Source organism: Pseudorhodobacter wandonensis, from assembly GCF_001202035.1.
Taxonomy (GTDB): Bacteria; Pseudomonadota; Alphaproteobacteria; order Rhodobacterales; family Rhodobacteraceae; genus Pseudorhodobacter; species Pseudorhodobacter wandonensis.
Map to the genome: position 1 here is coordinate 143241 of NZ_LGHT01000031.1, position 22844 is coordinate 166084.

Below are 22844 nucleotides of genomic sequence, written 5' to 3' on the forward strand. Positions count from 1 at the left end.
AACTATGATCGAAAGGCGTTCTGATTTTCAACAAACCAGCGCAGAGTCTGTTTGATTCCAACATCCAGCGGGGTCTGCGCGCGCCAGCCCATTTTTGCAAGCCGCGTTATATCCATCAGTTTTTGGGGTGTGCCGTCGGGCTTTGACACATCAAACCGGATCGTCCCTTTAAAACCCGTGGCCTCGGCGATCATACCCGCCAATTCGGCAATGGTGATGTCCGTGCCTGTCCCGATATTGATATGGCTCAGCATAGGTGCGGTATTCGCCTGAAAGACCGCATCGGGCAATTCATGTACGAACATGCTGGCGCGGGCCATATCATCCACATGCAAAAACTCGCGCCGTGGGGTGCCAGTGCCCCAAACCACAACCTCGCTTTGCCCCGATACCGCAGCCTCATGAAACCGGCGGATCAGACCGGGAAAAACATGCGAGTTTTGCGGGTGAAAATTGTCATGTGGCCCGTACAGATTGGAAGGCATGACAGCACGGAAATCAGTGCCATATTGCCGGTTATAACTTTCGCACAGCTTGATGCCGGCAATTTTGGCCAAGGCATAGGGCTCGTTCGTCGGCTCTAAGGTGCCGGTCATCAGCATGTTTTCGCGAATTGGCTGCGTGGTTATTCTGGGGTAAATGCAATTCGAGCCCAAAAACAGCAGCTTTTGCACGCCCGCCTTATAGGCCTGATGAATGACATTGGTTTGTATCATCAGGTTTTCATAAATAAAGTCAGCCGGTTGGCTGCTATTTGCGACAATCCCGCCGACGCGCGCTGCGGCAAGGATCACCTCATGCGGCCGCGCCCTTTGCATGAAATCACGCACGGCCAGTTGATCGGTAAGGTCCAGCTCGGCATGGGTCCGTGTTACCAGCTCCAGCCGCTCGCCGCTGTTTTGCCGCGCAGTCAGCAGGCGCAAAATCGCGCCGCCAACCAAACCCCGATGACCTGCAATGAAAATCTTGCGCATGGCCGCCCCTTACACGCTGCAAATGGTTTTGCGATAGCCGTGCCGCCCCAGCAAGGCTTGCTCGCACGCGGCATCAAGATCGGACGCAACCATTTCGGCGCACATCTCGCGCGCTGAAATCTCGGGGCGCCAGCCCAGTTTTTCATGGGCTTTGCTTGGGTCGCCCAGCAGCGTTTCCACCTCGGCCGGGCGAAAATATTTGGGGTCGATCCGCAGCACCACATCGCCCACAGTCAGGGCAGGGGCCTTATCGCCGTGCAGCGCCACAACCCGCGCCGTCTCGGTCAGCCCTTCGCCTTCAAATGCCAGCGTGATGCCCAGATCCTCGGCTGCCCAGCGGATAAAGTCGCGCACAGAATATTGCTTGCCGGTGGCGATGACAAAATCATCCGCCACCTCTTGTTGCAGCATCATCCACTGCATGCGCACATAATCCTTGGCATGGCCCCAATCGCGCAAGCTGTCGATATTACCCATATACAGGCAGCGCTCTAACCCTTGGGCAATATTGGCCAAGCCGCGGGTGATTTTGCGGGTGACAAAAGTTTCACTGCGCCGGGGGGACTCATGGTTGAACAAAATCCCGTTGCAAGCATACATGCCGTAAGCCTCGCGGTAGTTTACGGTAATCCAATAAGCGTACATTTTGGCCACCGCATAGGGGCTGCGCGGGTGGAACGGTGTGGTTTCGCGCTGCGGGGTTTCCTGCACCAAACCATAAAGCTCCGAGGTCGAGGCCTGATAAAACCGTGTCGTCTTTTCCATGCCCAGAAAGCGAATAGCCTCTAGCAGCCGCAAAGTGCCAAGCGCATCAACATCGGCCGTGTATTCCGGCGCCTCAAAGCTGACGGCAACATGGCTTTGCGCGCCAAGGTTATACACCTCGTCCGGCCGCACCTGCGCCAAAATCCGCGTCAGGTTAGAGCTGTCAGACAGGTCGCCATAGTGCAAAAAGAAATTGGCATTCGTCGTATGGGGGTCTTGGTAAATATGGTCGATGCGTTGGGTGTTGAATGATGAGGCCCGCCGCTTGATGCCATGTACCTCATACCCCTTTTCCAACAAGAACTCGGCCAGATAGGAACCATCCTGTCCCGTAACCCCGGTGATCAATGCTTTCTTCACGCCTTACCCCTGCGGTTCGTTTTGCCATAGGTCTTGCAGCACGCGATGCGCGGCTGAAATTCCCTCAGCTTTCAAGGCCGCAACACGCTGTGATTGCACAGATAGAGCAACAACCTGTGATTGAAAAGCAGTGATTTGAATCGCTCATAAGGTTCAGCTTGTGCAATATCGGCCAAGCAACGCCCAAAGCGCGATCAGTCCCTTTGGTTCGCAGCGCGCACCAAACCGGCCAATTCCCTTTCAAAAAACCCCACGTGCCCCGCGTTTGCGCTGTATTGCCAAGGCATAAACTATCGGCAATGCTATCCCCATGAAACACAGCCCAGCCTTATCGCCGCTTCTTTTGAATGCTATCGCAGATCGCCGCGATGACCTTGTGGCGCTGACCCAGGATCTGATCCGCATCCCGACCCTGAACCCGCCGGGCGACAATTATCTTGAGATATGCGAATACCTTGACCGGCGGTTGCGCGGCGCAGGGTTTGAAACACAGCTGATCCGCGCCCATGGCACCCCCGGCGATAGCGATGCCTATCCGCGCTGGAATGTCGTCGCGCGGCGCGAGGGGCGGGCAGGCGGCCCTTGCGTGCATTTCACCAGCCATATTGATGTGGTTGAGGTGGGCAAAGGCTGGACGGTCGATCCCTTTGGCGGGCTGCTGCGTGATGGCAAAATCTATGGCCGTGGCGCCTGCGATATGAAGGGCGGGCTTGCCGCATCCATCATCGCGGTTGAGGCGTTTATTGCCACTTACCCCGATTTCAACGGCGCCATAGAAATTTCCGGCACGGCAGATGAGGAATCCGGTGGTTACGGCGGCGTGGCCTATCTGGCCGAAAAGGGGTTCTTTTCACCTGCGCGGGTGCAGCATGTCATTATCCCCGAACCGCTGCAAAAAGACCGTGTTTGCCTTGGCCATCGCGGCGGCTGGTGGGCCGAGATTGAAACCTTTGGCGAAATTGCCCATGGCTCGATGCCGTTTCTGGGCGATTGCGCGGTGCGGCATATGGGGGCGGTGATCAATGCCTTTGAAACCTCGCTTTATCCCGCAATGGCCGCGCGCCGCACCGATATGCCGGTGGTACCCGAAGGGGCGCGATCGTCAACGATGAACATCAACTCTATCCACGGCGGCCAGCCCGAACAGCCGGCGGCCTCTACCGCGCTGCCCTCGCATTGCGTGCCCGACAGCTGCCGTATCGTCATCGACCGCCGCTATCTGCTTGAGGAAAGCAAAGAGTCAGTATCCGGTGAAATCCTGGACCTGCTCGAAGGCCTGAAACGCAACCGTCCAAATTTTGACTATGCGATCAAAGAGTTAAACCATGTCATCCCTTCGATGACCGACCGCGATTCTCCTGTCGCCCGAACTGTGGCCGATGCGATCAGGGCCGTTTTGGGCAAAGAGCCGGAATTCGTCGCCTCGCCCGGCAGTTATGACCAAAAACACATTGATCGGATCGGAAAACTGAAAAATTGTGTAGCATATGGCCCCGGTTTGCTTGAACTTGCCCACAAGCCGGATGAATATGTCGGCGTCGCAGATATGAGTGATAGCGCCGCGGTCATGGCACAAAGCCTTGCCTCATTGCTGCTTGATAAAACGACTTAGGGGGACCACAAATGAATAAGTTCGTCACACTTGCACTGGCAGGGGCCACGGCCGCATTTGCCAGCGCGGCCTATGCGCAGCACACCGACATCCGCGTCGCCATGCAGCTAGAGCCGCCAAACCTTGACCCAACAGGCGGCGCAGCCCAAGCCATTGACTCGGTTGTCTATTCAAACATCTTCGAAGGCCTGACCCGTTTTATGTCGGATGGGTCTGTCGTACCCGGTCTGGCCAAAAGCTGGGAGATTTCCGAGGATGGCACGATTTACACCTTTCACCTGCATGAGGGTGTGAAATTCCATGACGGCACCACAATGGACGCCGAAGATGTGAAATTCAGCCTTGACCGCGCGCGCGCCGAAGGCAGCACCAACGCCCAAAAGGGCCTGTTCTCGGGCATCACCGATGTGACGGTCGTTGATCCGCTGACGGTACAGGTCACGCTGAAGGCGGCGAATGGCTCTTTCCTGTTCAATATGGCTTGGGGTGATGCGGTGATCGTGGCCCCCGAAAGCATTGCCGATATCGCGTCGAAACCCATCGGTACCGGCGCGTTCAAATTTGACAACTGGGTGCAGGGCGACCATCTGACGCTGGTCAAAAACCCCGACTACTGGGGCACGCCTGCCGCGCTTGAAACCGCAACTTTCCGCTTTATCTCGGACCCGACAGCCGCCTTTGCGGCGATGATGGCCGAAGATATTGACGTTTATGTCGGCTTTCCCGCCCCCGAAAACCTGCCGCAGTTTGAATCCGATCCGCGGTTCCAGGTGCTCGTTGGCAACTCCGAGGGCGAGACAATTCTGGCGATGAACAACAAGCTGCCGCCGTTTGATAACAAACTGGTGCGCGAGGCGGTTGCCCATGCCATTGATCGCAAAGCGGTTATTGACGGCGCAATGTATGGCCTTGGTACGCCGATCGGCACGCATTTTGCCCCGCATAACCCCGATTACGTCGATCTGACCGCACTTTCGGGCTATGATCCCGAACTGTCCAAAAAGCTGTTGGCCGAGGCAGGCTTTCCCGATGGCTTTACCACCACGCTGAAACTGCCGCCGCCATCCTATGCGCGGCGCGGGGGTGAAATTATCGCGGCCGAATTGCGGGCCGTGGGGATTAACGCCGAGATTGAAAATCAGGAATGGGCGCAGTGGTTGGAAACCACCTTCAAAGGCAAGGATTTCGGCATGACCATCGTCAGCCATACCGAGCCGATGGATATCGGTATCTACGCCAATCCCGATTACTATTTTCAATATGACAACCCCGCCTTCCAAGAGCTGATGAAAACGCTTGAGGCAACAACCGACCCCGCCAAGCGGTCCGAGCTGTTGAAACAAGCACAGCAGATCATCGCCGAGGATTACGTGAACGCCTATTTGTTTGAGCTGGCAGTGCCGACTGTGGCCCGCGCCGGTATCACAGGGCTGTGGCTGAACCAGCCTACTGCGGCCATTGATCTGACAGGCGTTACCTGGCCATAATCTATCGGGCGGGCGGTGCAATCTGCGCCGCCCGTCGTTTTCCTGCTGTCAAAGGCCCGCCCATGTTTCGCCCGCCGCCTTTCAACGCTGAACGCTGCAGATGACGCGTTACGTCCTGGGTCGGCTTGTCTCGCTTATCCTCAGCCTCGCCGTGGCCTCGGTGGTGATTTTCTCGGTGGTCGAAATTGTCCCCGGTGATCCCGCCGCCTATATGCTGGGCATCAATGCCCGCCCCGATACATTGCAGGCGCTGCGGGTCGAACTGGGCCTCGATGCACCGGTGCAAGAGCGTTATGTCGCTTGGGTCGCGGGCATGGTGCAGGGCGATTTCGGCATTTCCTATACTTATCGCACCCCCATTGCCGCAATGATCGCTGACCGTGTCTGGGTGTCACTGCCGCTGGCGCTTTACGCGCTTACGCTTTCGGTGCTGATCGCCTTTCCTGCCGGCGTCTTCGCGGCCAGCAGGCGCGGGCGGCTGGGCGATCTGGGGGTCATGGGCAGCACGCAAATCGGCGTTGCTATCCCCAATTTCTGGTTCGCGATGATCCTTGTGATGATCTTTGCGATCAAGCTGCGCTGGTTCCCCGCCGGCGGTTTTGCGGGCTGGGATAAGGGGCTGTTTGCGGGCCTCAAATCCCTGACCTTGCCCGCCTTTGCCCTTGCCTTGCCGCAAGCCGCTATCCTGACCCGCGTCATGCGCTCATCCCTGCTGGATATGCTGGGCGAGGATTTCATCCGCACCGCCCGCGCCAAGGGCCTTAGCCGCCGCCAAGCACTCTGGCGTCACGCCCTGCGCAACGCGCTTATTCCGGTTCTGACCATCATCGGGCTGCAATTCTCGTTCCTACTGGCAGGCGGCATCGTCATTGAACAGGTGTTCTTCCTTCCCGGTCTCGGCCGCATGATCTTTCAGGCCATATCAGCGCGTGATCTGGTGGTTGTGGAAAGCGTGGTGATGCTGCTGGTGTTCCTTGTCATCATGGTAAACTTCGTCGTTGACCTTGCTTACGGCGCCGTTGACCCCCGCTTGCGGACAGCGCGATGAAATACTCTCGCAGCCTGATCATTGGCGCCATTCTAACGCTTTTCTTTCTTGGCGCAGCGGCGGTGTCTTTTGTCTGGACGCCTTTTGACATCACGCTGCTGGATATTCCGGCCAAGCTGCAACCCCCAAGCCTTGCGCATTGGATGGGCACAGATCAGCTGGGCCGCGATATCCTGTCGATGGTGATGATGGGCGCACGCACCTCAATCGCGGTGGCGTTTCTGGCGGTGGGTATCGGCATGGGCCTTGGCATCCCGCTGGGCCTGCTGGCCGCCGCCCGCCACGGATCATGGCTGGATGAGGTCATCATGCGCGGCAACGATCTGGTCTTCGCCTTTCCCAGCCTTGTCATCGCCATTCTGATCACCGCCGTTTTCGGCCCCAGCGCTGTGAATGCGATCATCGCCATCGGCATCTTTAACATTCCGGTCTTTGCGCGGCTGTCGCGGGCAGGGGCGCTGTCAATCTGGTCGCGCGATTTCATTCTGGCGGCGCGCGTTTCCGGCAAATCCTCGGCGCGAATTTCGGTTGAACATATCCTGCCCAATATCGGCAATCTGATGATCGTACAGGGCACCATCCAGTTCTCACTCGGCATTCTGGCCGAGGCGGCGCTGTCCTATATCGGGCTTGGCGCGCAGCCCCCGACCGCCAGTTGGGGCCGGATGCTGGCCGATGCGCAAACCTTGGCCGCAATCGCCCCGCATGTGGCGCTGGTGCCTGGGTTGGTGATTGTTTTCATGGTCTTGGGCCTGAACCTGCTGGGCGACGGCTTGCGCGATTTGCTGGACCCGCGTGTCCGCGTGGTGCGGGCATGACCTTGCTTGCAATCGAAAACCTGTCCTTGCAGATCGGAACCCTTCCGATATTGCACGATATCTCGCTGACTGTGAACGCGGGTGAAATCGTCGCCATCACCGGCGAAAGCGGTTCTGGCAAATCAATGACGGCGCTGGCTGTGATGGGCCTTTGCCCTGACGGCATCCAAACCACGGGCCGGATAGTGCTGGATGGAACCGACATCCTGACCACCCCAGAACCCGCCCTTTGCGCCCTACGCGGCAATGAAATCGGCATGGTGTTCCAAGAGCCGATGACCGCGCTGAACCCCGTGCTGCCCATCGGCACCCAGGTCGCCGAAACCATCCGCATCCACCAATCTGTGCCCAAGGCCGAGGCCCTGCGCCGAGCGGCTGCCATGCTTGAACGCGTCGGCCTGCCGCCAGACCGCTTTCCCTTGAACCGCTACCCGCATCAGCTGTCCGGCGGGCAGCGCCAGCGCGTTGTCATCGCCATGGCCATTGCCCTGCGTCCTAAACTGCTGATCGCCGATGAACCCACAACGGCGCTTGATGTCACCACACAGGCGCATATTCTGACGCTGCTACAAGGGCTTGCACAAGAGTTCGGGATGGGCCTGTTGATGATCAGCCATGATCTGGCCGTTGTGGCCGACGTGGCCGACCGCATTGTCGTGATGCAGCAGGGGCGGGTGGTGGAATCCGGCCCCACCATGGCCGTGCTGCGTGACCAGACCCACCCTTACACCCGCGCATTGTTCGCGGCCTCATCCCATCAGGTCAATCTGCCCGCGCCGCCCGCGCCCGCACCGCTGCTGCGCGTGCAAAACGTCAGCCGCAGCTATGCCCAACCACGCCGCAGCCTGTTTGGCCCGCGCGGGCAAACGCTGGCTGTGCGCGATGTGTCGTTTACCCTGAACCACGGCGAACGCCTTGGGCTTGTGGGCGAATCCGGTTGCGGCAAATCTACCCTGACCCGTGCCATTCTGGGGCTGGAACCCGTGCAAGCCGGTGAGATTACCCTGAACGGCGCCCCCGTCTGGACCGACCGCCACGCCAACCTGACTGTGCGGCGCCAGATGCAGGTTGTGTTTCAGGACCCCTATAGCAGCTTTAACCCCCGCCACCGCGTTGACCGCCTGATCACCGAGCCGTTTCACTTGCTCGACACGCCCCCCCAAGGCGCAGAGCGCTGGGCGAAAATCGCATCGGCCCTTGCAGATGTCGGCTTGCACCCCTCGGACGCCCATAAATACATCCACCAGTTTTCCGGTGGCCAGCGCCAGCGTATCGCCATCGCCCGCGCGCTGATCAACGACCCCGCGCTGATCGTGTTTGATGAGGCGGTCTCGGCGCTCGATGTATCCGTCCGCGCGCAAGTGCTTGATCTGTTGGCCGATCTTTGCCGCAAGCGCCCTTTGGCCTATCTGTTTATCAGCCATGATCTGGCCGTCGTGCGCAGCATCACCGACCGCGTCCTGGTGATGCAGGCGGGCCAGATTGTTGAACTAGGGCCAACCGCGCAGGTGTTTGACGCGCCCTCGCACCCCTATACCCGAACGCTTTTGGCCGCCTCGCCCAAACTGCCCGATTTTTCTGATAGGAGCCTGACCCATGCCCCTTAGCGGCTTTGCAATCCCCCAAGCCTGCCATCTGATCGCAGGCGAATGGACCCGCGCCGAGGCTACACTCACGCTTTCCAACCCCTCGGATGGCACGGAAATCACCACCATCGGGCGCGGCACGGCTGCCGATATTGATGCCGCCGTCACCGCCGCCCGCAGCGCCCTGACCGGCGCTTGGGGCCAAATGACCGCAACCGAACGTGGTCGCATCCTTACCCGTCTTGGCCAGCTTATCCTGACCCGCACCGAGGAATTGGCCCAGCTAGAGGCCCGCGATGTCGGCAAACCGATTACCCAAGCCCGCGCCGATGCCGTGGCCCTTGCCCGCTATATGGAATTTTACGGTGGCGCGGCCGATAAAATCATGGGTGAAACCATCCCTTATTTGCAGGGCTACACCGTCTATACCCTGCGCGAACCGCATGGCGTGACGGGCCATATCATCCCGTGGAATTACCCGATGCAGATCATTGGCCGCTCGGTCGGCGCAGCCTTGGCAATGGGCAATGCCTGTGTGCTGAAACCGGCCGAGGAAGCCTGCCTGACCGCCCTTGCCTTTGCCGCCTTGGCGCATGAGGCAGGCCTGCCGGCAGGTGCGCTGAACGTGGTCACCGGCTTGGGGGCCGAGGCGGGGGCCGCACTGGCCGCGCATCCGAACGTTAACCATCTGTCCTTTACCGGCTCGGTCGGTGTGGGGCGGCTTATCCAGACGGCGGCGGCGCAAAACGTGGTACCAGTCACGCTGGAATTGGGCGGTAAATCCCCGCAAATCGTGTTTGACGATGCCGATCTTGACCGCGCTTTGCCGTTTCTGGTGAATGCGGGCATCCAGAACGCAGGCCAAACCTGCTCGGCCTCCTCCCGCATTCTGGTGCAGCGCGGTGTTTATACCCTGGTGCGCGACCGCATGGCCGCAGCCTATACCGCGCTGACCGTTGGCCCAGCGCCCAGCGACCCATCGGTTGGCCCGCTGATCTCGGCGCGGCAAAAGCAAATTGTGGCGGGGTTTCGGGACCAAGGCCGCGATTTGACCATCGCCGCCCAAGGTAAAATCATGGCGGATGCGCCATCTGCGGGCCATTACATCGCGCCGACCCTGTTTGATAACGTGCCGCCAAATCACCCCTTGGCCCAGCAAGAAATCTTTGGCCCAGTGCAGGTTCTTATCCCCTTTGACACCGAGGCAGACGCGCTGGCCATCGCCAACGGCACCGAATACGGCCTCGTCGCCGCCGTCTGGACGCGCGACGGTGGCCGCCAGATGCGGCTGTCCAAGGCGCTTCACGCGGGTCAGGTTTTCGTTAACAATTACGGCGCGGGCGGCGGGGTAGAGCTGCCATTTGGTGGCACCGGCAAATCCGGCCATGGCCGCGAAAAGGGGTTTGAGGCGCTCTACGGCTTTTCCACCCTGAAAACAGTTGCAACTTGGCACGGGTAAGCACATGAGATTGAAAAACAAAATCGCAGTCGTCACCGGCGCAGGGTCGGGCTTTGGCGCAGGTATCGCTGCCAAATTCGCCGCCGAGGGCGCGCATGTTATCGTCGCCGACATCAACGCCGCCGCCGCCGAGGCCGTGGCAAAATCCATCAACGGCACCGCCTTCGCCTGCGATATTTCCAGCCGCGACCAAGTGACCGCGCTGTTCGATATGGCCGAGGCCATCGGCCCCGTTGATATCGTCGTCAATAACGCAGGCGTCACCCATCTGCCCGCGCCAACCGAAACCGTCTCGGACGCCGATTTTGACCGTATTCTCGCCATCAATATCAAGGCGATCTATCTGACAACACAGGCTTTTGTGCCCGCCTTCAAGGCGCGGCGCGCAGGCAATATCCTGAACATCGCCTCTACCGCAGGTGTCTCGCCGCGCCCCAACCTCAGCTGGTACAACGCCTCCAAAGGCTGGGTCATCACCGCCACCCGTTCGCTCGCGGTTGAACTTGCCCCCTTTGGCATCCGCGTGAATGCGCTGAACCCCGTCGCGGGCGAAACGCCTCTGCTCAAATCTTTCATGGGCCAAGATACCCCTGAAATCCGCGCCAAATTCCTGTCGACCATCCCTTTAGGCCGGTTTTCCACCCCCGAAGATATGGGCAACGCCGCCTGTTTTCTCTGCTCGGATGAGGCGTCTATGATCACCGGCATCGCGATGGAGGTGGACGGTGGTCGCTGCATATAAATCCGGCCCGCGCAACCTGATTACCGATGTGGCGGGGCTAAAGGTCGGCAACGCCCAAGATCCGGTGTTGAAATCCGGTACCACGGTGCTGCTTGGCGATGCGCCCTTTACTGCCAGCGTGCATGTGATGGGCGGCGCGCCCGGCACCCGTGAAACCGATCTTTTGGCCCCTGATAAAACCGTGGCCCAAGTTGATGCGCTGGTGCTCTCGGGCGGGTCGAGCTTTGGCCTTGATGCCTGTTCCGGCGTCACCGCAGGCCTGCGCGATGCGGGGCGGGGGCTGCGCATCGGTGCGGCGCTTATCCCCTTGGTTCCGGGTGCAATTCTGTTCGATCTGCTGAATGGCGGCGAAAAGGATTGGGTCGAAAACCCCTATGCCGCCCTTGGCCGCCGCGCCTTGGATGCGGCCACCACCCGCTTTGATCTGGGCTCGGTCGGGGCGGGCACAGGGGCGCTGACGGCGATGCACAAAGGCGGGCTCGGCTCGTCCTCATTGGTGCTGACGGATGGCGTCACGGTCGGCGCATTGGTCGCCGCCAACCCCGTGGGCCATGTAACGACCCCCGGCGGCCGCCACTTCTGGGCCGCACCGTTTGAGCTGAATGATGAATTCGGCGGGCTTGGCCCCGACCCTGCGGCAGGGCAGTGCGGCCCGCTGGTATCGGATAAGATCGCGGCAATGCTGGGGCCGCGCGCCAATACCACAATCGCCATTGTCGCCACCGATGCCACGCTGACCAAGGCGCAATGCCATCGCCTGTCGGTCGCCGCCCATGACGGTATCGCGCGCGCGGTTGTGCCCGCCCACAGCCCGCATGACGGCGATCTGGTCTTTGCCCTCTCTACCGGAAACGGCCCGCCTGCAAGCGATGCGGATCTGGCGCAAATCGGCCATGCCGCAGCCCTGTGCCTGTCACGTGCCATCGCCCGTGCGGTCTATGCGGCAACCCCTGCGGACGGCGATATTTTGCCCTGTTATCAACCGGTTAAAAGCGCGTCGGCAAACAAGGCCTAATCGCTGCATCCGGTGTGCGCCCGCCCAGCAAATCGGCCACAATCTGTGCCGTCACCGGCGCCAGCGTCAGCCCGACGTGGCCGTGACCATAGGCGTGGATTACCTCATCCCCGCCACGGCTTGCCCCGATAACCGGCAGGCTGTCGGGCATCGACGGGCGAAAGCCCAGCCACTCACGGTCAGGCACCCCAAGGTCGGGGAAAAACGCCCGTGCGCCCTCTACCAGCTTGGCAATCCGGTGGGCTGAGGCCGGGGCCTCGGTGCCACCCAATTCAACCGTGCCCGCCACGCGCAAACGCCCCTGCATCGGGCAAAAGTAAAACCCGCGCGCGGTGGGGCAGCAGGGCCGCGTCAGGCGCGGGCTGTCCATATCCCATTCCACATGATAGCCGCGCTCGGTTTCCAGCGGTATGCGGTCGCCCGCCATGCGCGCCAGCGGTTTGGAATGTGCGCCGGCCGCAATCACCACCCGTCGCGCCGTCATTTCCAGCCCGGTTCCGGTCAGCCGCACCTGACCCGCATTCCGCGCCAAGCCGTCAACCTTTGCCGTGACAAACCGCACGCCTGCGGCCCGCGCGGCTGCCTCTAACCGGCCAACCATCGCGCCCGGATCAGCGAAAAACACTGCCCTCGGAAAATAGGCTGCACCACCGGCCACAGGCGGCAAGCCCGGCTCCATCGCGGCCAATTCATCTGCGGTCAGCATCTCGACCGACACCCCCAGATCGCGCCGAAAGGCCAGATCGTTTTGTGCGCCCTTATATCCCGCCTCGGTTTCAAACAGATACATGCAGCCCCGCCGCCGCATCAAATCCTCGCCGCCAATCTCGGCGGCCAGCGCATCCCAACCGGGCAGGGCGCCCGCCATCAAACCGGCAATCGCCACCGCATTGCGCCGCGCCGCATCGGGCAGCGACTGCCGCGCAAAACGTAGCAACCACGGTGCCAATGTCGGCAGCGCTGCATGGCGGATGGACAAGGGCGAGTTGCGATCAAACAGCAACGAGGGCAGATTGCGCAGCACATCGGGCGTGCCAACCGGCTGGATCGCATAATCCGCAATCGTGCCCGCATTGCCGTAGGATGCACCCGAACCGGGCGGGGCAGGGTCGATCACCACCACCTCATGCCCCGCATGCGCAAGGCGATGGGCAATCGCCAGCCCGATCACCCCTGCGCCAATCACTGCAATTTCGCTGCTCACCTCCATGGCTTACATGCAGGCATCAAACAACTTGCGGGTATTTTCGCGCGTCATTTCAACAGGGTTACCACCACAAGACGGGTCTTCCAGCGCCATTTCGGTCAGCTCGTCCAGACGCGCGGCCTCAACCCCCATCGCACCAAGGTTTTCAGGGATGCCAAGGGTTTCGCGCAGGTCCATCACGGCTGCCAAAAACCCGTCAAACCCGCCACGAATGCCCAGATACCGCGCCGCCGCCTCGATTTTATCCTCAATCGCGTGGCGGTTAAATTCCAGCACCATCGGCATTACCACCGCATTGGTCGTGCCGTGATGCGTGCCATACACCGCGCCAATCGGGTGGCTCAGGCTGTGAATCGCCCCCAACCCCTTTTGGAAGGCAACCGCCCCCATTGCTGCCGCCGACATCATATGCGCGCGCGCATCAAGGTTGTTCGGGTCGGCATAGACCAGCGGCAGGTTTTTAAACACCAAGCGCATACCTTCCAGCGCAATGCCTTGGCCCATCGGGTGGTAATGCGGGCTGCAATAGGCCTCAAGGCAATGCGCCAGCGCGTCCATACCCGTGCCTGCGGTGATGAATTTCGGCATGCCCACCGTCAGCGCAGGGTCGCAAATCACAGCCTTCGCCATCAATCCGGGGTGCCAGATGATCTTTTTCTTATGCGTGGCCGAGTTGGTCAGCACGCTTGCCGCCCCCACCTCGGACCCCGTTCCCGCAGTCGTCGGCACAGCGATTGTGGGGTAGATTTTGCTGGCATCGGCGCGGGTCCACCAATCGCCGATATCCTCCATCTCCCACACTTCCAGCCCGTCACGCTGATCAGCCATCAGCGCAATCATCTTGCCCAGATCCAGCGCCGAGCCGCCGCCAAAGCCGATAATCCCGTCATGGCCACCGGCTTTGAACACGGCAATCCCTGCCGCCAAATTCGCCTCATTCGGGTTGGCATCAACATCAGAAAATACCGCACGGCCCAACCCGCCAGCGTCAAGAATATCCAGCGCCTGTGCCGTAATCGGCAGGCTTGCCAATGCGCGGTCGGTCACCAGCAGCGGCTTTTTGATGCCAACAGCTTTGCAATGCTGCGCCAGCTCTGCAATCCGGCCCACGCCGAACTTGATAGCGGTCGGGTAAGACCAGTTACGATTGGGGACAGAGTGGCTCATTTCGTCACCTTCTTAAGATGGTAGGATTTAGGGCGGGTTACAGAATAGAACCCGAGATAAGACAGCGATCCGCCGCGGCCGGTATCTTTGCACCCGGTCCAGCACAGCGCGGGGTCAAGGTAGTCGCAGCGGTTCATGAACACCGTGCCGGTTTCAACCTGCGCGCCAATCGCGGCGGCGGCCTCGGCATCTTTTGTCCAAATCGAACATGTCAGGCCGTAAGGGCTGTCATTCATAAGGGTTATCGCCTCGTCGTCGCCGGAAACTTTCATAATTCCAACTACGGGGCCAAAACTTTCCTCTTTCATCACCCGCATCGAGTGATCAACATTTACCAAAATCTGCGGCGCCAGATAGGCCCCGCCATCATCAGCCGGAAACAGCGCAGGGTCGATCAGCGGCTTGGCCCCTGCGGCCACAGCCTCGGCCACTTGGTCGCGCACCACAGCGGCAAAGCGTTTGTTGGCCATTGGCCCGATTGTGCTGCCTGCCTCAAACGGGTTGCCCAGAGTCAGGCCTTTTACCCAAGCCACCGACTTTTCGACAAAGGCATCATACAGGCTTTCATGCACGTAAATCCGCTCAATCCCGCAGCAGCACTGGCCCGCGTTGAACATCGCGCCGTCCATCAGGCTATCCACCGCCGCATCCAGATCGGCATCGGCCCGCACATAGCCCGGATCTTTGCCGCCCAGTTCCAGCCCGAGGCCGGTAAACGTACCCGCAGCCGCCTTTTCCATCGCCACACCGCCGCCAACCGAACCGGTGAAATTGACAAAATTGAACGCGCGGGTCGCGATCAGATGTTCGGTCGTGGCATGGTCCAGCACCACATTCTGGAACACGTCTTCCGGCACACCCGCCGCATGAAAGGCCTGCGCCAGACGCTCGCCCACCAACAGGGTCTGGCTGGCATGTTTCAACACAACCGTGTTGCCCGCGATTAGGGCAGGGGCCAAAGTGTTGATCGTGGTCAGATACGGATAGTTCCACGGGGCGACGATAAACACCACGCCTACAGCCTCACGTGCCAGCATCCGTTTGAAACCGGCACTGTCCTCGATCACCTCGGGCGCCAAGGTTTTTTCTGCAATATCAGCCATATAGTTCGTGCGGTCATGCACGCCGCCAAACTCGCCACCATAGCGGGTGGGACGGCCCATTTGCCATGCCAGTTCCTCAACCAGCGTATCCTTGATCTTGTCCAGCTCGGCCACGCCCGCTTTGACCAAGGCGATCCGTTCCACCAGCGGTCGCGCCGCCCACGCCTTTTGGGCAGCCCGCGCGCGGGCCGCTGCGGCCACGGCCTGCTCTTGGGTCAGGGGCGTGCGGCTGGCGTAAGTGCTGCCATCCACAGGGGAAATCAAGGAAATCGCTTTGGTCATTTCATCCTCATCAAAAACGTAGGTCTTGTGGCCATTTGGCCAGATATCTGCGCCGCGCGGCAGGCTTTGGCAATGCCGAAACGCTTAGGCGCGTTCCATCAGGCGCGCGAGTTCAATGTCGGTCACCACGCGGTTATGCTCGGATACTTCCCACATTGCTGCATGGTGGTAATGGTCGATCACATCATCGCCAAAGGCCGCGCGCAGCATGGTCGATTTGTGCATCCGTTTGGCCGCCTCGTCCAACGTCGCGGGCAGGGTGCGCACATTTTCCGCCTGATACATATCGCCGGTCAGTTCGGGTTCCAGCGGCAGCTTGCGCTCTATCCCGTCCAGCCCCGCAGCCAACAGCGCGGCCATCGCCAAATAGGGGTTCAGGTCGGCCCCGCCAATCCGGCATTCGACACGCACGCCTTTGGTGCCTTCGCCGCAAACACGGAAACCGGCAGTGCGGTTATCGCGGCTCCACACGGCCTTTGTGGGCGCAAACATGCCCACGGTAAACCGCTTGTAGCTGTTCACATAGGGCGCCAGAAACGCGGTAATATCGCCGATATGTTCCAACTGCCCCGCCAGAAAATGCTTCATCAGGTCAGACATGCCATGCGCGTCGGAACTATCCTGAAACGCGGGCGTAGATCCGGCCCAAAGCGACTGATGCACATGGCTGGATGACCCCGCGCGGCGATGGTTATATTTCGCCATGAATGTCACCGAATGGCCCTTGGCCCAAGCGATTTCTTTGGTCGCCTGTTTGGTAATCACATGATTGTCGGCCGTATCCAGCGCGTCGGAATAGCGGATGTTGATCTCTTCTTGCCCCGCATCGGCCTCACCTTTGGAACATTCCACCGGAATGCCCGCGCCATACAGCCCGTTGCGCAAGGCCCGCATCACGGCCTCTTCCTTGGTGGTCTGAAACAGCTGGTAATCCTCGTTATGCGGCGAGATTACCTGCAAATCGCGGATCTGGCCCGTTTTCTGATACCCATCGCGCAAGGAATCGTAAGAGTTTTCAAATAGATAAAACTCCAATTCAGTCGCCATCATCGCGTCAAAGCCCATCGCCTTGGCCCGCGCGACCTGCGCCTGCAATATGGCGCGCGGCGAATGCGGCACGGGCGCGTGGGTGTGATGATCCAGCAGATCGCATAGCACCAGCGCTGTACCCTCCAGCCACGGCACAACGCGCAGCGTGGCCATATCGGCCTTCATCACATAATCGCCATAACCCGCCTGCCACGAGGTCGATTTATACCCCTGAACGGTATTCATCTCCATATCGGTGGCAATCAGATAGTTGCAGCAATGGGTTTCCTGCCAGGCACTGTCGATAAAATTCTGCACATGAAAGCGCTTGCCAACCAAACGGCCTTGCATGTCAATTGCGGCCACCATCACGGTGTCGATGTCACCTTTTGTGGCCGCGGCTTTCAACGCGTCTAAGGTCAAATTTCCCGGCATGTCGCACCCCCAATTGGTCCAAATCTGAAAGTTAGGCGGCAAACCTGCCCATGCCTTAAAGGCACGAACCTAACCAGTTGGTCAAAAAGCTAGCGCGGCGCCAACAGCAAGGCTAGCCCCCAATTTCACCTACAGTGCGAATTCGGTCAATAACCAAGGCTCCGGTCAACCAAATGCACAAATGGCAGGCCCGCCTCACCGCGCCTGATGTTTTCGACAACCACCCGCGAGGCCGAATTGGGGCGGGTCTCGGCTGCGACATGCGGCGTAACTGTCACGCGGGGATGCGCCCAGAACGGGTGGCCCGCCGGCAAAGGCTCTTGTCGAAACACATCCAGCGTCGCATGGCCAATCGCGCCCGTGTCCAAGGCCGCAAGCAGCGCCGCATCGTCAATCAAATGCCCGCGGCCGGGGTTCAGGATCGCGGCCCCACGCGCAGGCCAAGCCAGACTTTCGGCGTTCAATATGTTCTCGGTCTCGGGCGTTTTGGGCAAAAGCAACACGACAATCTCGGCCCCCGTCAAAGCGGATTGCAGGCCTTGGTCACCGTGAAACGTCTCTAGCCCCGCCACTGCTTTGGCAGTCCGGCTCCAGCCCCGAACCTTGAACCCGATGCCTTGCAGTGCCACAGCACAGGCCTGACCCAAAGCACCCAAACCCAGCACCGTCACCGCGCGTTCGGCGGCAATCGGCGGGCAGGTTGGGTCCCATTTATGCGTGGGGTTGATGATGTGGCGGTCCATCCCCAAATGATGGCGCAAACTGTGGCCAAGCACCCATTCAACCATCCCGGCAGTCAACGCAGGGTCAACCATGCGGCACAGCGGTTGGGTTAGGGTTTGGTTGGTCACAATCCTCTCAACCCCTGCCCACAGGTTCAAAACCGCTTTGCAACGCGTGAAAGGGGTGAAATCCTGTATCTCGCCGCCGGGGGCAAAAACGATGTAATCGACCAAATCGGGGGCAGGGCAATCGGCCCCTACATCGGCCTGAAGGCCTGCCTCGGCCAAGGCCGCGCGCAAGGGCCCCTCATATTTGGGCCAAAGTGCCTGACCAGCCGCAAAATAAACATTGATCATCGCGTTCACCCTTAGCCTGTTCTTTGCCAGACCGCCGTATAGGTATTTAGACCAAGATGAAATAGAGCCGTCTGCGCTTCATCTTGGTCCAAATACCTAAATCCCGATGGCTTCACCTAGCGCGGGCGGTGGATATGCGCGCTTTGCACCAAACCAAAGGCGGCAAGCAGCACCAGCATCGACGACCCGCCATAAGAAACCAGAGGCAGCGGCACGCCGACGACAGGGGCAAGGCCCATCACCATCAACATATTGATCGCAAAGTAGAAAAAGAACGTGGCAGCGATGCCGAGTGTGACAAGGCTGGCAAAGCGGTCTTTGTTCTGGATGGCGCTTGAAATGCAAAAGGTCAGCACCAGCGCATATAGAATTAGAAGGGAAAAAGCGCCGATAAAGCCGAATTCCTCGGCCAGGGTGGTAAAGATGAAATCGGTGTGCTTTTCGGGCAAAAAGTTTAGGCGGCTTTGCGTGCCTTGCATAAATCCACGCCCGGCCCAACCACCCGAGCCAAGCGCGATCTTGGCCTGCGAAATATGGTAGCCTGCGCCCAAAGGGTCGCTCGACGGGTCAAGGAATGTATCGATCCGGCGGTATTGGTAATCTTTCAGCAACTGCCAGCTGGTCCCGCGCGAGGTAAACACCGCCGCAATCGCCCCCCCAAGCATCGCCGCAACCGCGCCGAAATAATACCAGCTGACACCTGCGCAGAACATCACCACCGCGCCGCCCATCATCAGCAGCAAGGCCGTCCCAAGGTCGGGCTGCACCAAAACCAGCGCGGTTGGAAGCATGATCAGGATCACCGGAATCAGCACCCAGATCGGGCGAGAGGTTTTGCGGATATCCAGCCAGTCGTAATAGGCTGCCAGCAGCATCACCAAGGTGATTTTCGACAGTTCCGAGGGCTGCAAGCGCAGTGGCCCCAGTTCGATCCAGCGTTGCGCTCCCATCCCGATCGAGCCGAACAGCTCGACCGCGACCAGCAGCATCAATGAGCCGGCATAGGCCAGCCCCGCCATGTTGCGCCAAAACCAGATCGGCACAAAGCCAACCATCAGCATGACGCCGACGCCCGCCACAAAGCGTTTGATCTGCGGTTCGGCCCAAACCTCCATCCGGCCGCCGGCCACCGAATACAGCATCAAAAACCCGACCGAGGCGATTGCCGTCAGCAACATCACCAAAGCCCAGTTCACATGCAGGATTTTCGCAGCCCCTGTCGGAACCGTCTTTAGCCGATATTCTAAAAAGCTCATGCGCGGGTGCTCTCGGGTAGGTTGCCTTCGGCATCACGCAAGATCAAACCGCGTTGCTGGGTGTCGATCCGGTTGCGCTGTGACGCTGGATAGGCCGAAAGTGGCGGCAAGCCATCGCTCATCGCGCGCAACAAAGCATCGCGCACAATCGGGCCTGCTACGGTAGAGCCGCCGCCGCCATGTTCCACCACCACCGCCGCCGCATAGCGGGGCGCGTCAAACGGCGCAAAGCCGACAAACAGTGCGTGGTCGCGGCGAATCCATGGCAGGTCGTTGTTGCTGATAACCCCGCTTGCCCGCTCGGCCGCGCTGATGTTGCGCACCTGGCTCGTGCCCGACTTGCCCGCCAGACGCATCGATTTGTCATCAATACGCGCAGAATAGCCGGTGCCACGCTGGCTGTTGCAAACGGCAAACATGCCTTGCCGCACAGAGTTCAGCAAATTGGCATCCAATCCCAGGCTCGGGCCAGCAGGCGCGGGTTGTGCCACGCCGTCAATGCTGTGAATAAGCCGCGGCGAAACCGCCCGCCCGCTGGCAATCCGTGACGTCATCACCGCCAGTTGCAAAGGCGACGACAAAACATAGCCCTGCCCAATTGACGCGTTGACAGTGTCGCCGATCACCCACTCTTTCTTATAGCGCTCTTGCTTCCATGCCTTGTTCGGCATCAAACCATCGGTAATCGCCGACATCGGCAGGTCATGCCGCTCGCCCAAGCCCAATCTGCGGCCCATTTCGGCGATTTTATCAATGCCGACCTTCATCGCAATGTCATAGAAAAACACATCGCAGCTTTCGCCCAAGGCGCGATCAAGGCTTACCTTGCCATGGCCACTGGACCGCCAGCAGTGAAACTTGCGCCCGCCCACCTCATAATGGCCGGGGCAATATACCGTGGTCGAGGTGGTGATCGCCCCCGCCTCAAGCGCCGCCAAGGCTGTGACCATCTTAAAGGTCGAGCCGGGCGGATAAGCCCCCGCCACCGTTTTGTTTGCCAAAGGCCGGTGGTCGTTTTCGGTCAAGGCGTTGTAATCGGCGTGTGAAATCCCGCGCACAAACAGATTCGGGTCAAAAGACGGGGCCGAGGCTATCGCCAGAATGTCGCCGTTCTGCACATCCATAACCACTGCCGCCGCCGACTCGTCGCCCAGCCGCGCCTGCACAAAGTTCTGCACATCGGCATCAATCGTCAGGCGAATATCGGCGCCTGCCACACCTTCCTGCCGCCCCAACTCGCGCATCACGCGGCCAACCGCATTCACCTCGACACGGCGATTGCCCGCCTTGCCGCGCAACGTGTCTTCCATCCAGGTTTCAACCCCGATCTTGCCGATCTGAAACTTGGGCGTCTGCAACAGCGGGTCCGGCTCATCCAGCTTGGCCAAATCGCGGTCGCTCACCGGGCCAACATAACCGATGATATGCGCAAAATCGAAATCGCGCGGATAAATCCGGCTCAGCCCCACCTCGGGCGATACGCCGGGCAGGGCAGGGGCATTGATTGCCACTTTCGACACATCATCCCAGCTAATGCGATCCGACACGATAATCGGCAAAGGGCTGCGCTTGCGGGCCTCTTTCAGCGCGCGTTCGAAATCTTCCTCCGAGATCGGCAAAATCCCGGTCAGGCGGTTCAGCACATCCTCGACATTGCCCGCATCATCGCGGCTGATCACCACGCGATAGTTTTGTTCATTGCCCGCCAACAGCTTGCCGTTGCGATCATGGATCAGGCCACGCGCAGGCGGAATAAGCCGGATCGAAATGCGGTTATCCTCGGCCAGCAGTCTAAATTCTTCGGCTTGGTCAACCTGCATATGCCGCATCCGCGCGCCCAGAACGGCAACCACAGCCGCCATAGAGCCGCCCAGAAACAGCCCCCGTCGGGTAACTTTGGCCGCACTTTCATCGGTGTCGCGGGCTGAGCGTCTCATATGCGTCTCCCTTTCGCGTCAACTTCTCCGGCGCCGGGTTTGCGCAGATGCAACAGAACGCGCATTCCCCAAACAACCGCAGGATACATCAAAATCGACCCGATTGTCTGGGCAAATGCAAACCCGAACCCCGGTTGCGCCAAAAACGCGATGGCGAAAACCAAACGATAGGCCAAAAGCATCGCAACCATCACAACCGAAAGCAGCAACCATTCGGTGACAAAGCCCAATTCCCGCGTCAGCGCCGAACGCGCGCGCAAAAACTCGGTCGCCAGCACCACAATCGCAGCCCATAGGCCGGGCGGGCGCATCAAAACCATGTCCTCAACCAAAACCACCAGCGCGATCAACCAAGTCGGTAACTGGTCGGGCCGCTGCGTCACCCATGCCAACATCAGGCACAGCAGAAAATCAGGGCGCGGCCAGTCGCCCGCCACGCTGCCCAACGGCAGCAGGCGCAAAAACAACAAGACCAGCGCAATGGCGACAAACCCTGCACGGTACAGCCAAACGCTGTTGCGAATCCCTGTCACCATCACTGCCCCACCGCAGCGGGCGCTTCGGTTTGCACCGATGGCGCTTGGGTTGCAGGCACAGCAATCAGATTGCCCGCATCGGTAATCGGCTCTTGCGGGTGGCTGCGCAAGACGCGCAAAAATTCCAACCGCTCATAATCGGCCGAAAGCGAAACCCGCAGGCGGCGGTCGTTGCCTTGCACCACAGTTCCCACCAACAGCCCCGCCGGAAACACGCCGCCATCGCCCGAGGTGACAACCTGATCGCCGGGCCGCACCAAATCCGGTTTTTCAACAAAATCCAGCGGCGGGCGCGCAGAGTTATCGCCAGAAAGCAAGCCGCGCTGCCCCGAAGGCTGCGCCGTGACCGGAATGCGGCTGTTGCTGTCGGTCAGCAGAATAACCCGTGCCGTGCGTTGCCCCACGCCCGAGATTCGCCCGACCAGACCAATGCCATCCATCGTGGCCCAGCCGTCCTGAATACCGTCGCGCGAGCCCACGTTCAGCAAAACCGATTGCCGGAACGGGCTGCCGCTATCGGCCATCACAACGCCGGTCACATGGGTCAGCTTGGGGTCAAGTCGAACCTGATTAAGGTCCATCAGGCGCGCGTTCTTTTGCTCCAACTGCAAAGCCGCTTCTTTCCAGGCCTTCATTTGCTGCAACTCGCGGCGCAGCTCTTGGTTCTGGTCGTACAGATTGCCGTAGGATTGAAAGCTTTTGACCATATCGACGGTTTTGGTCACCGGCACCAAAGCCCATTCAAAGCTGGGTACAAATGTGTCAACCAGCGCGGTCCGGAACCGTTCGACCCGCGGGCTGTCAATGCGCCAAAGCAGGAACAATGCCAGCAAGGCAAACACCAAAACCCCCACCAGAATGCGGCGGAGGGGGCGGGTGTATTCATCCGGTGATGTGCGGTTTCTTGCCACCACTGCCTCGCATCAAAGGGCGGGCCGCAGATTGGC

19 protein-coding genes are annotated in these 22844 nt (G+C 59.9%); 8 read left to right on the forward strand and 11 right to left on the reverse strand.

What is annotated here, in order from left to right:
* Positions 1–2 precede the first annotated feature (2 nt).
* Together AKU79_RS09310 and gmd are read right to left on the reverse strand one after the other, a co-directional pair.
* Positions 3–974 (reverse strand): GDP-L-fucose synthase family protein, encoded by a 972-nt coding sequence (locus AKU79_RS09310; protein WP_050523309.1) that lies wholly within the window; start codon positions 972–974, stop codon positions 3–5.
* A 9-nt stretch (positions 975–983) separates the two neighbouring features.
* A complete protein-coding gene (gmd, locus tag AKU79_RS09315; protein WP_050523310.1) occupies positions 984–2099 on the reverse strand; it encodes a GDP-mannose 4,6-dehydratase in 1116 nt (371 codons plus the stop codon).
* Positions 2100–2409: 310 nt separating this feature from the next.
* Between gmd and AKU79_RS09320 the strand changes: the two genes are divergently transcribed.
* The 8 genes from AKU79_RS09320 (at position 2410) to AKU79_RS09355 (ending at position 11866) form a co-directional block, all read left to right on the forward strand.
* Positions 2410–3711: an acetylornithine deacetylase/succinyl-diaminopimelate desuccinylase family protein gene (locus AKU79_RS09320; protein WP_050523311.1), complete on the forward strand. Its 1302-nt coding sequence runs from the start codon at positions 2410–2412 to the stop codon at positions 3709–3711.
* An 11-nt stretch (positions 3712–3722) separates the two neighbouring features.
* On the forward strand, positions 3723–5198 hold the full coding sequence (locus AKU79_RS09325; RefSeq protein WP_050523312.1) for an ABC transporter substrate-binding protein: 1476 nt from the start codon (positions 3723–3725) through the stop codon (positions 5196–5198).
* A gap of 100 nt (positions 5199–5298) precedes the next feature.
* Positions 5299–6246, forward strand: a complete 948-nt coding sequence (locus tag AKU79_RS09330; RefSeq protein ID WP_050523313.1) for an ABC transporter permease — start codon at positions 5299–5301, stop codon at positions 6244–6246.
* A complete protein-coding gene (locus AKU79_RS09335) occupies positions 6243–7064 on the forward strand; it encodes an ABC transporter permease (RefSeq protein ID WP_050523314.1) in 822 nt (273 codons plus the stop codon). The genes AKU79_RS09330 and AKU79_RS09335 overlap by 4 nt, the downstream gene beginning before the upstream one ends.
* Positions 7061–8671, forward strand: a complete 1611-nt coding sequence (locus AKU79_RS09340) for an ABC transporter ATP-binding protein (protein WP_050523315.1) — start codon at positions 7061–7063, stop codon at positions 8669–8671. Before AKU79_RS09335 ends, AKU79_RS09340 begins: the two co-directional genes overlap by 4 nt.
* Positions 8661–10109, forward strand: coding sequence for an aldehyde dehydrogenase family protein (locus tag AKU79_RS09345; RefSeq protein WP_050523316.1), 1449 nt, complete (start codon positions 8661–8663; stop codon positions 10107–10109). Before AKU79_RS09340 ends, AKU79_RS09345 begins: the two co-directional genes overlap by 11 nt.
* 4 nt (positions 10110–10113) lie before the next feature.
* Positions 10114–10851 carry a glucose 1-dehydrogenase gene (locus AKU79_RS09350; RefSeq protein WP_050523317.1) on the forward strand — a complete coding sequence of 246 codons (738 nt, stop codon included), beginning with the start codon at positions 10114–10116 and terminating at the stop codon, positions 10849–10851.
* A complete protein-coding gene (locus AKU79_RS09355; RefSeq protein ID WP_050523318.1) occupies positions 10835–11866 on the forward strand; it encodes a P1 family peptidase in 1032 nt (343 codons plus the stop codon). Before AKU79_RS09350 ends, AKU79_RS09355 begins: the two co-directional genes overlap by 17 nt.
* On the opposite strand, the gene AKU79_RS09360 is transcribed toward AKU79_RS09355, so the two are convergent.
* From AKU79_RS09360 to mreC, 9 genes are all read right to left on the reverse strand, one after another.
* Positions 11838–13076 carry an NAD(P)/FAD-dependent oxidoreductase gene (locus AKU79_RS09360; RefSeq protein WP_050523319.1) on the reverse strand — a complete coding sequence of 413 codons (1239 nt, stop codon included), beginning with the start codon at positions 13074–13076 and terminating at the stop codon, positions 11838–11840. The genes AKU79_RS09355 and AKU79_RS09360 overlap by 29 nt on opposite strands.
* A gap of 3 nt (positions 13077–13079) precedes the next feature.
* Complete coding sequence (locus tag AKU79_RS09365; RefSeq protein WP_050523320.1) at positions 13080–14240, reverse strand: iron-containing alcohol dehydrogenase; 1161 nt, start codon at positions 14238–14240, stop codon at positions 13080–13082.
* A complete protein-coding gene (locus tag AKU79_RS09370) occupies positions 14237–15625 on the reverse strand; it encodes an aldehyde dehydrogenase family protein (RefSeq protein WP_050523321.1) in 1389 nt (462 codons plus the stop codon). Before AKU79_RS09370 ends, AKU79_RS09365 begins: the two co-directional genes overlap by 4 nt.
* An 84-nt stretch (positions 15626–15709) precedes the next feature.
* The gene (locus AKU79_RS09375; RefSeq protein WP_050523322.1) at positions 15710–17089 is read right to left on the reverse strand and encodes a glutamine synthetase family protein; all 1380 of its coding nucleotides are present in this window, start codon (positions 17087–17089) and stop codon (positions 15710–15712) included.
* A 146-nt stretch (positions 17090–17235) separates the two neighbouring features.
* On the reverse strand, positions 17236–18168 hold the full coding sequence (locus AKU79_RS09380; protein ID WP_050523323.1) for a 2-hydroxyacid dehydrogenase: 933 nt from the start codon (positions 18166–18168) through the stop codon (positions 17236–17238).
* Between the two features lie 116 nt (positions 18169–18284).
* The gene (gene rodA / locus AKU79_RS09385; RefSeq protein ID WP_050523324.1) at positions 18285–19424 is read right to left on the reverse strand and encodes a rod shape-determining protein RodA; all 1140 of its coding nucleotides are present in this window, start codon (positions 19422–19424) and stop codon (positions 18285–18287) included.
* Positions 19421–21361 (reverse strand): penicillin-binding protein 2, encoded by a 1941-nt coding sequence (gene mrdA / locus AKU79_RS09390; protein ID WP_050523325.1) that lies wholly within the window; start codon positions 21359–21361, stop codon positions 19421–19423. The genes rodA and mrdA overlap by 4 nt, the downstream gene beginning before the upstream one ends.
* Positions 21358–21897, reverse strand: a complete 540-nt coding sequence (locus AKU79_RS09395; protein WP_050523326.1) for a hypothetical protein — start codon at positions 21895–21897, stop codon at positions 21358–21360. Before AKU79_RS09395 ends, mrdA begins: the two co-directional genes overlap by 4 nt.
* Entirely contained in the window at positions 21897–22808 is a 912-nt protein-coding gene (gene mreC / locus AKU79_RS09400) for a rod shape-determining protein MreC (RefSeq protein WP_050523502.1), read from the reverse strand. The genes AKU79_RS09395 and mreC overlap by 1 nt, the downstream gene beginning before the upstream one ends.
* Positions 22809–22844: the final 36 nt, after the last annotated feature.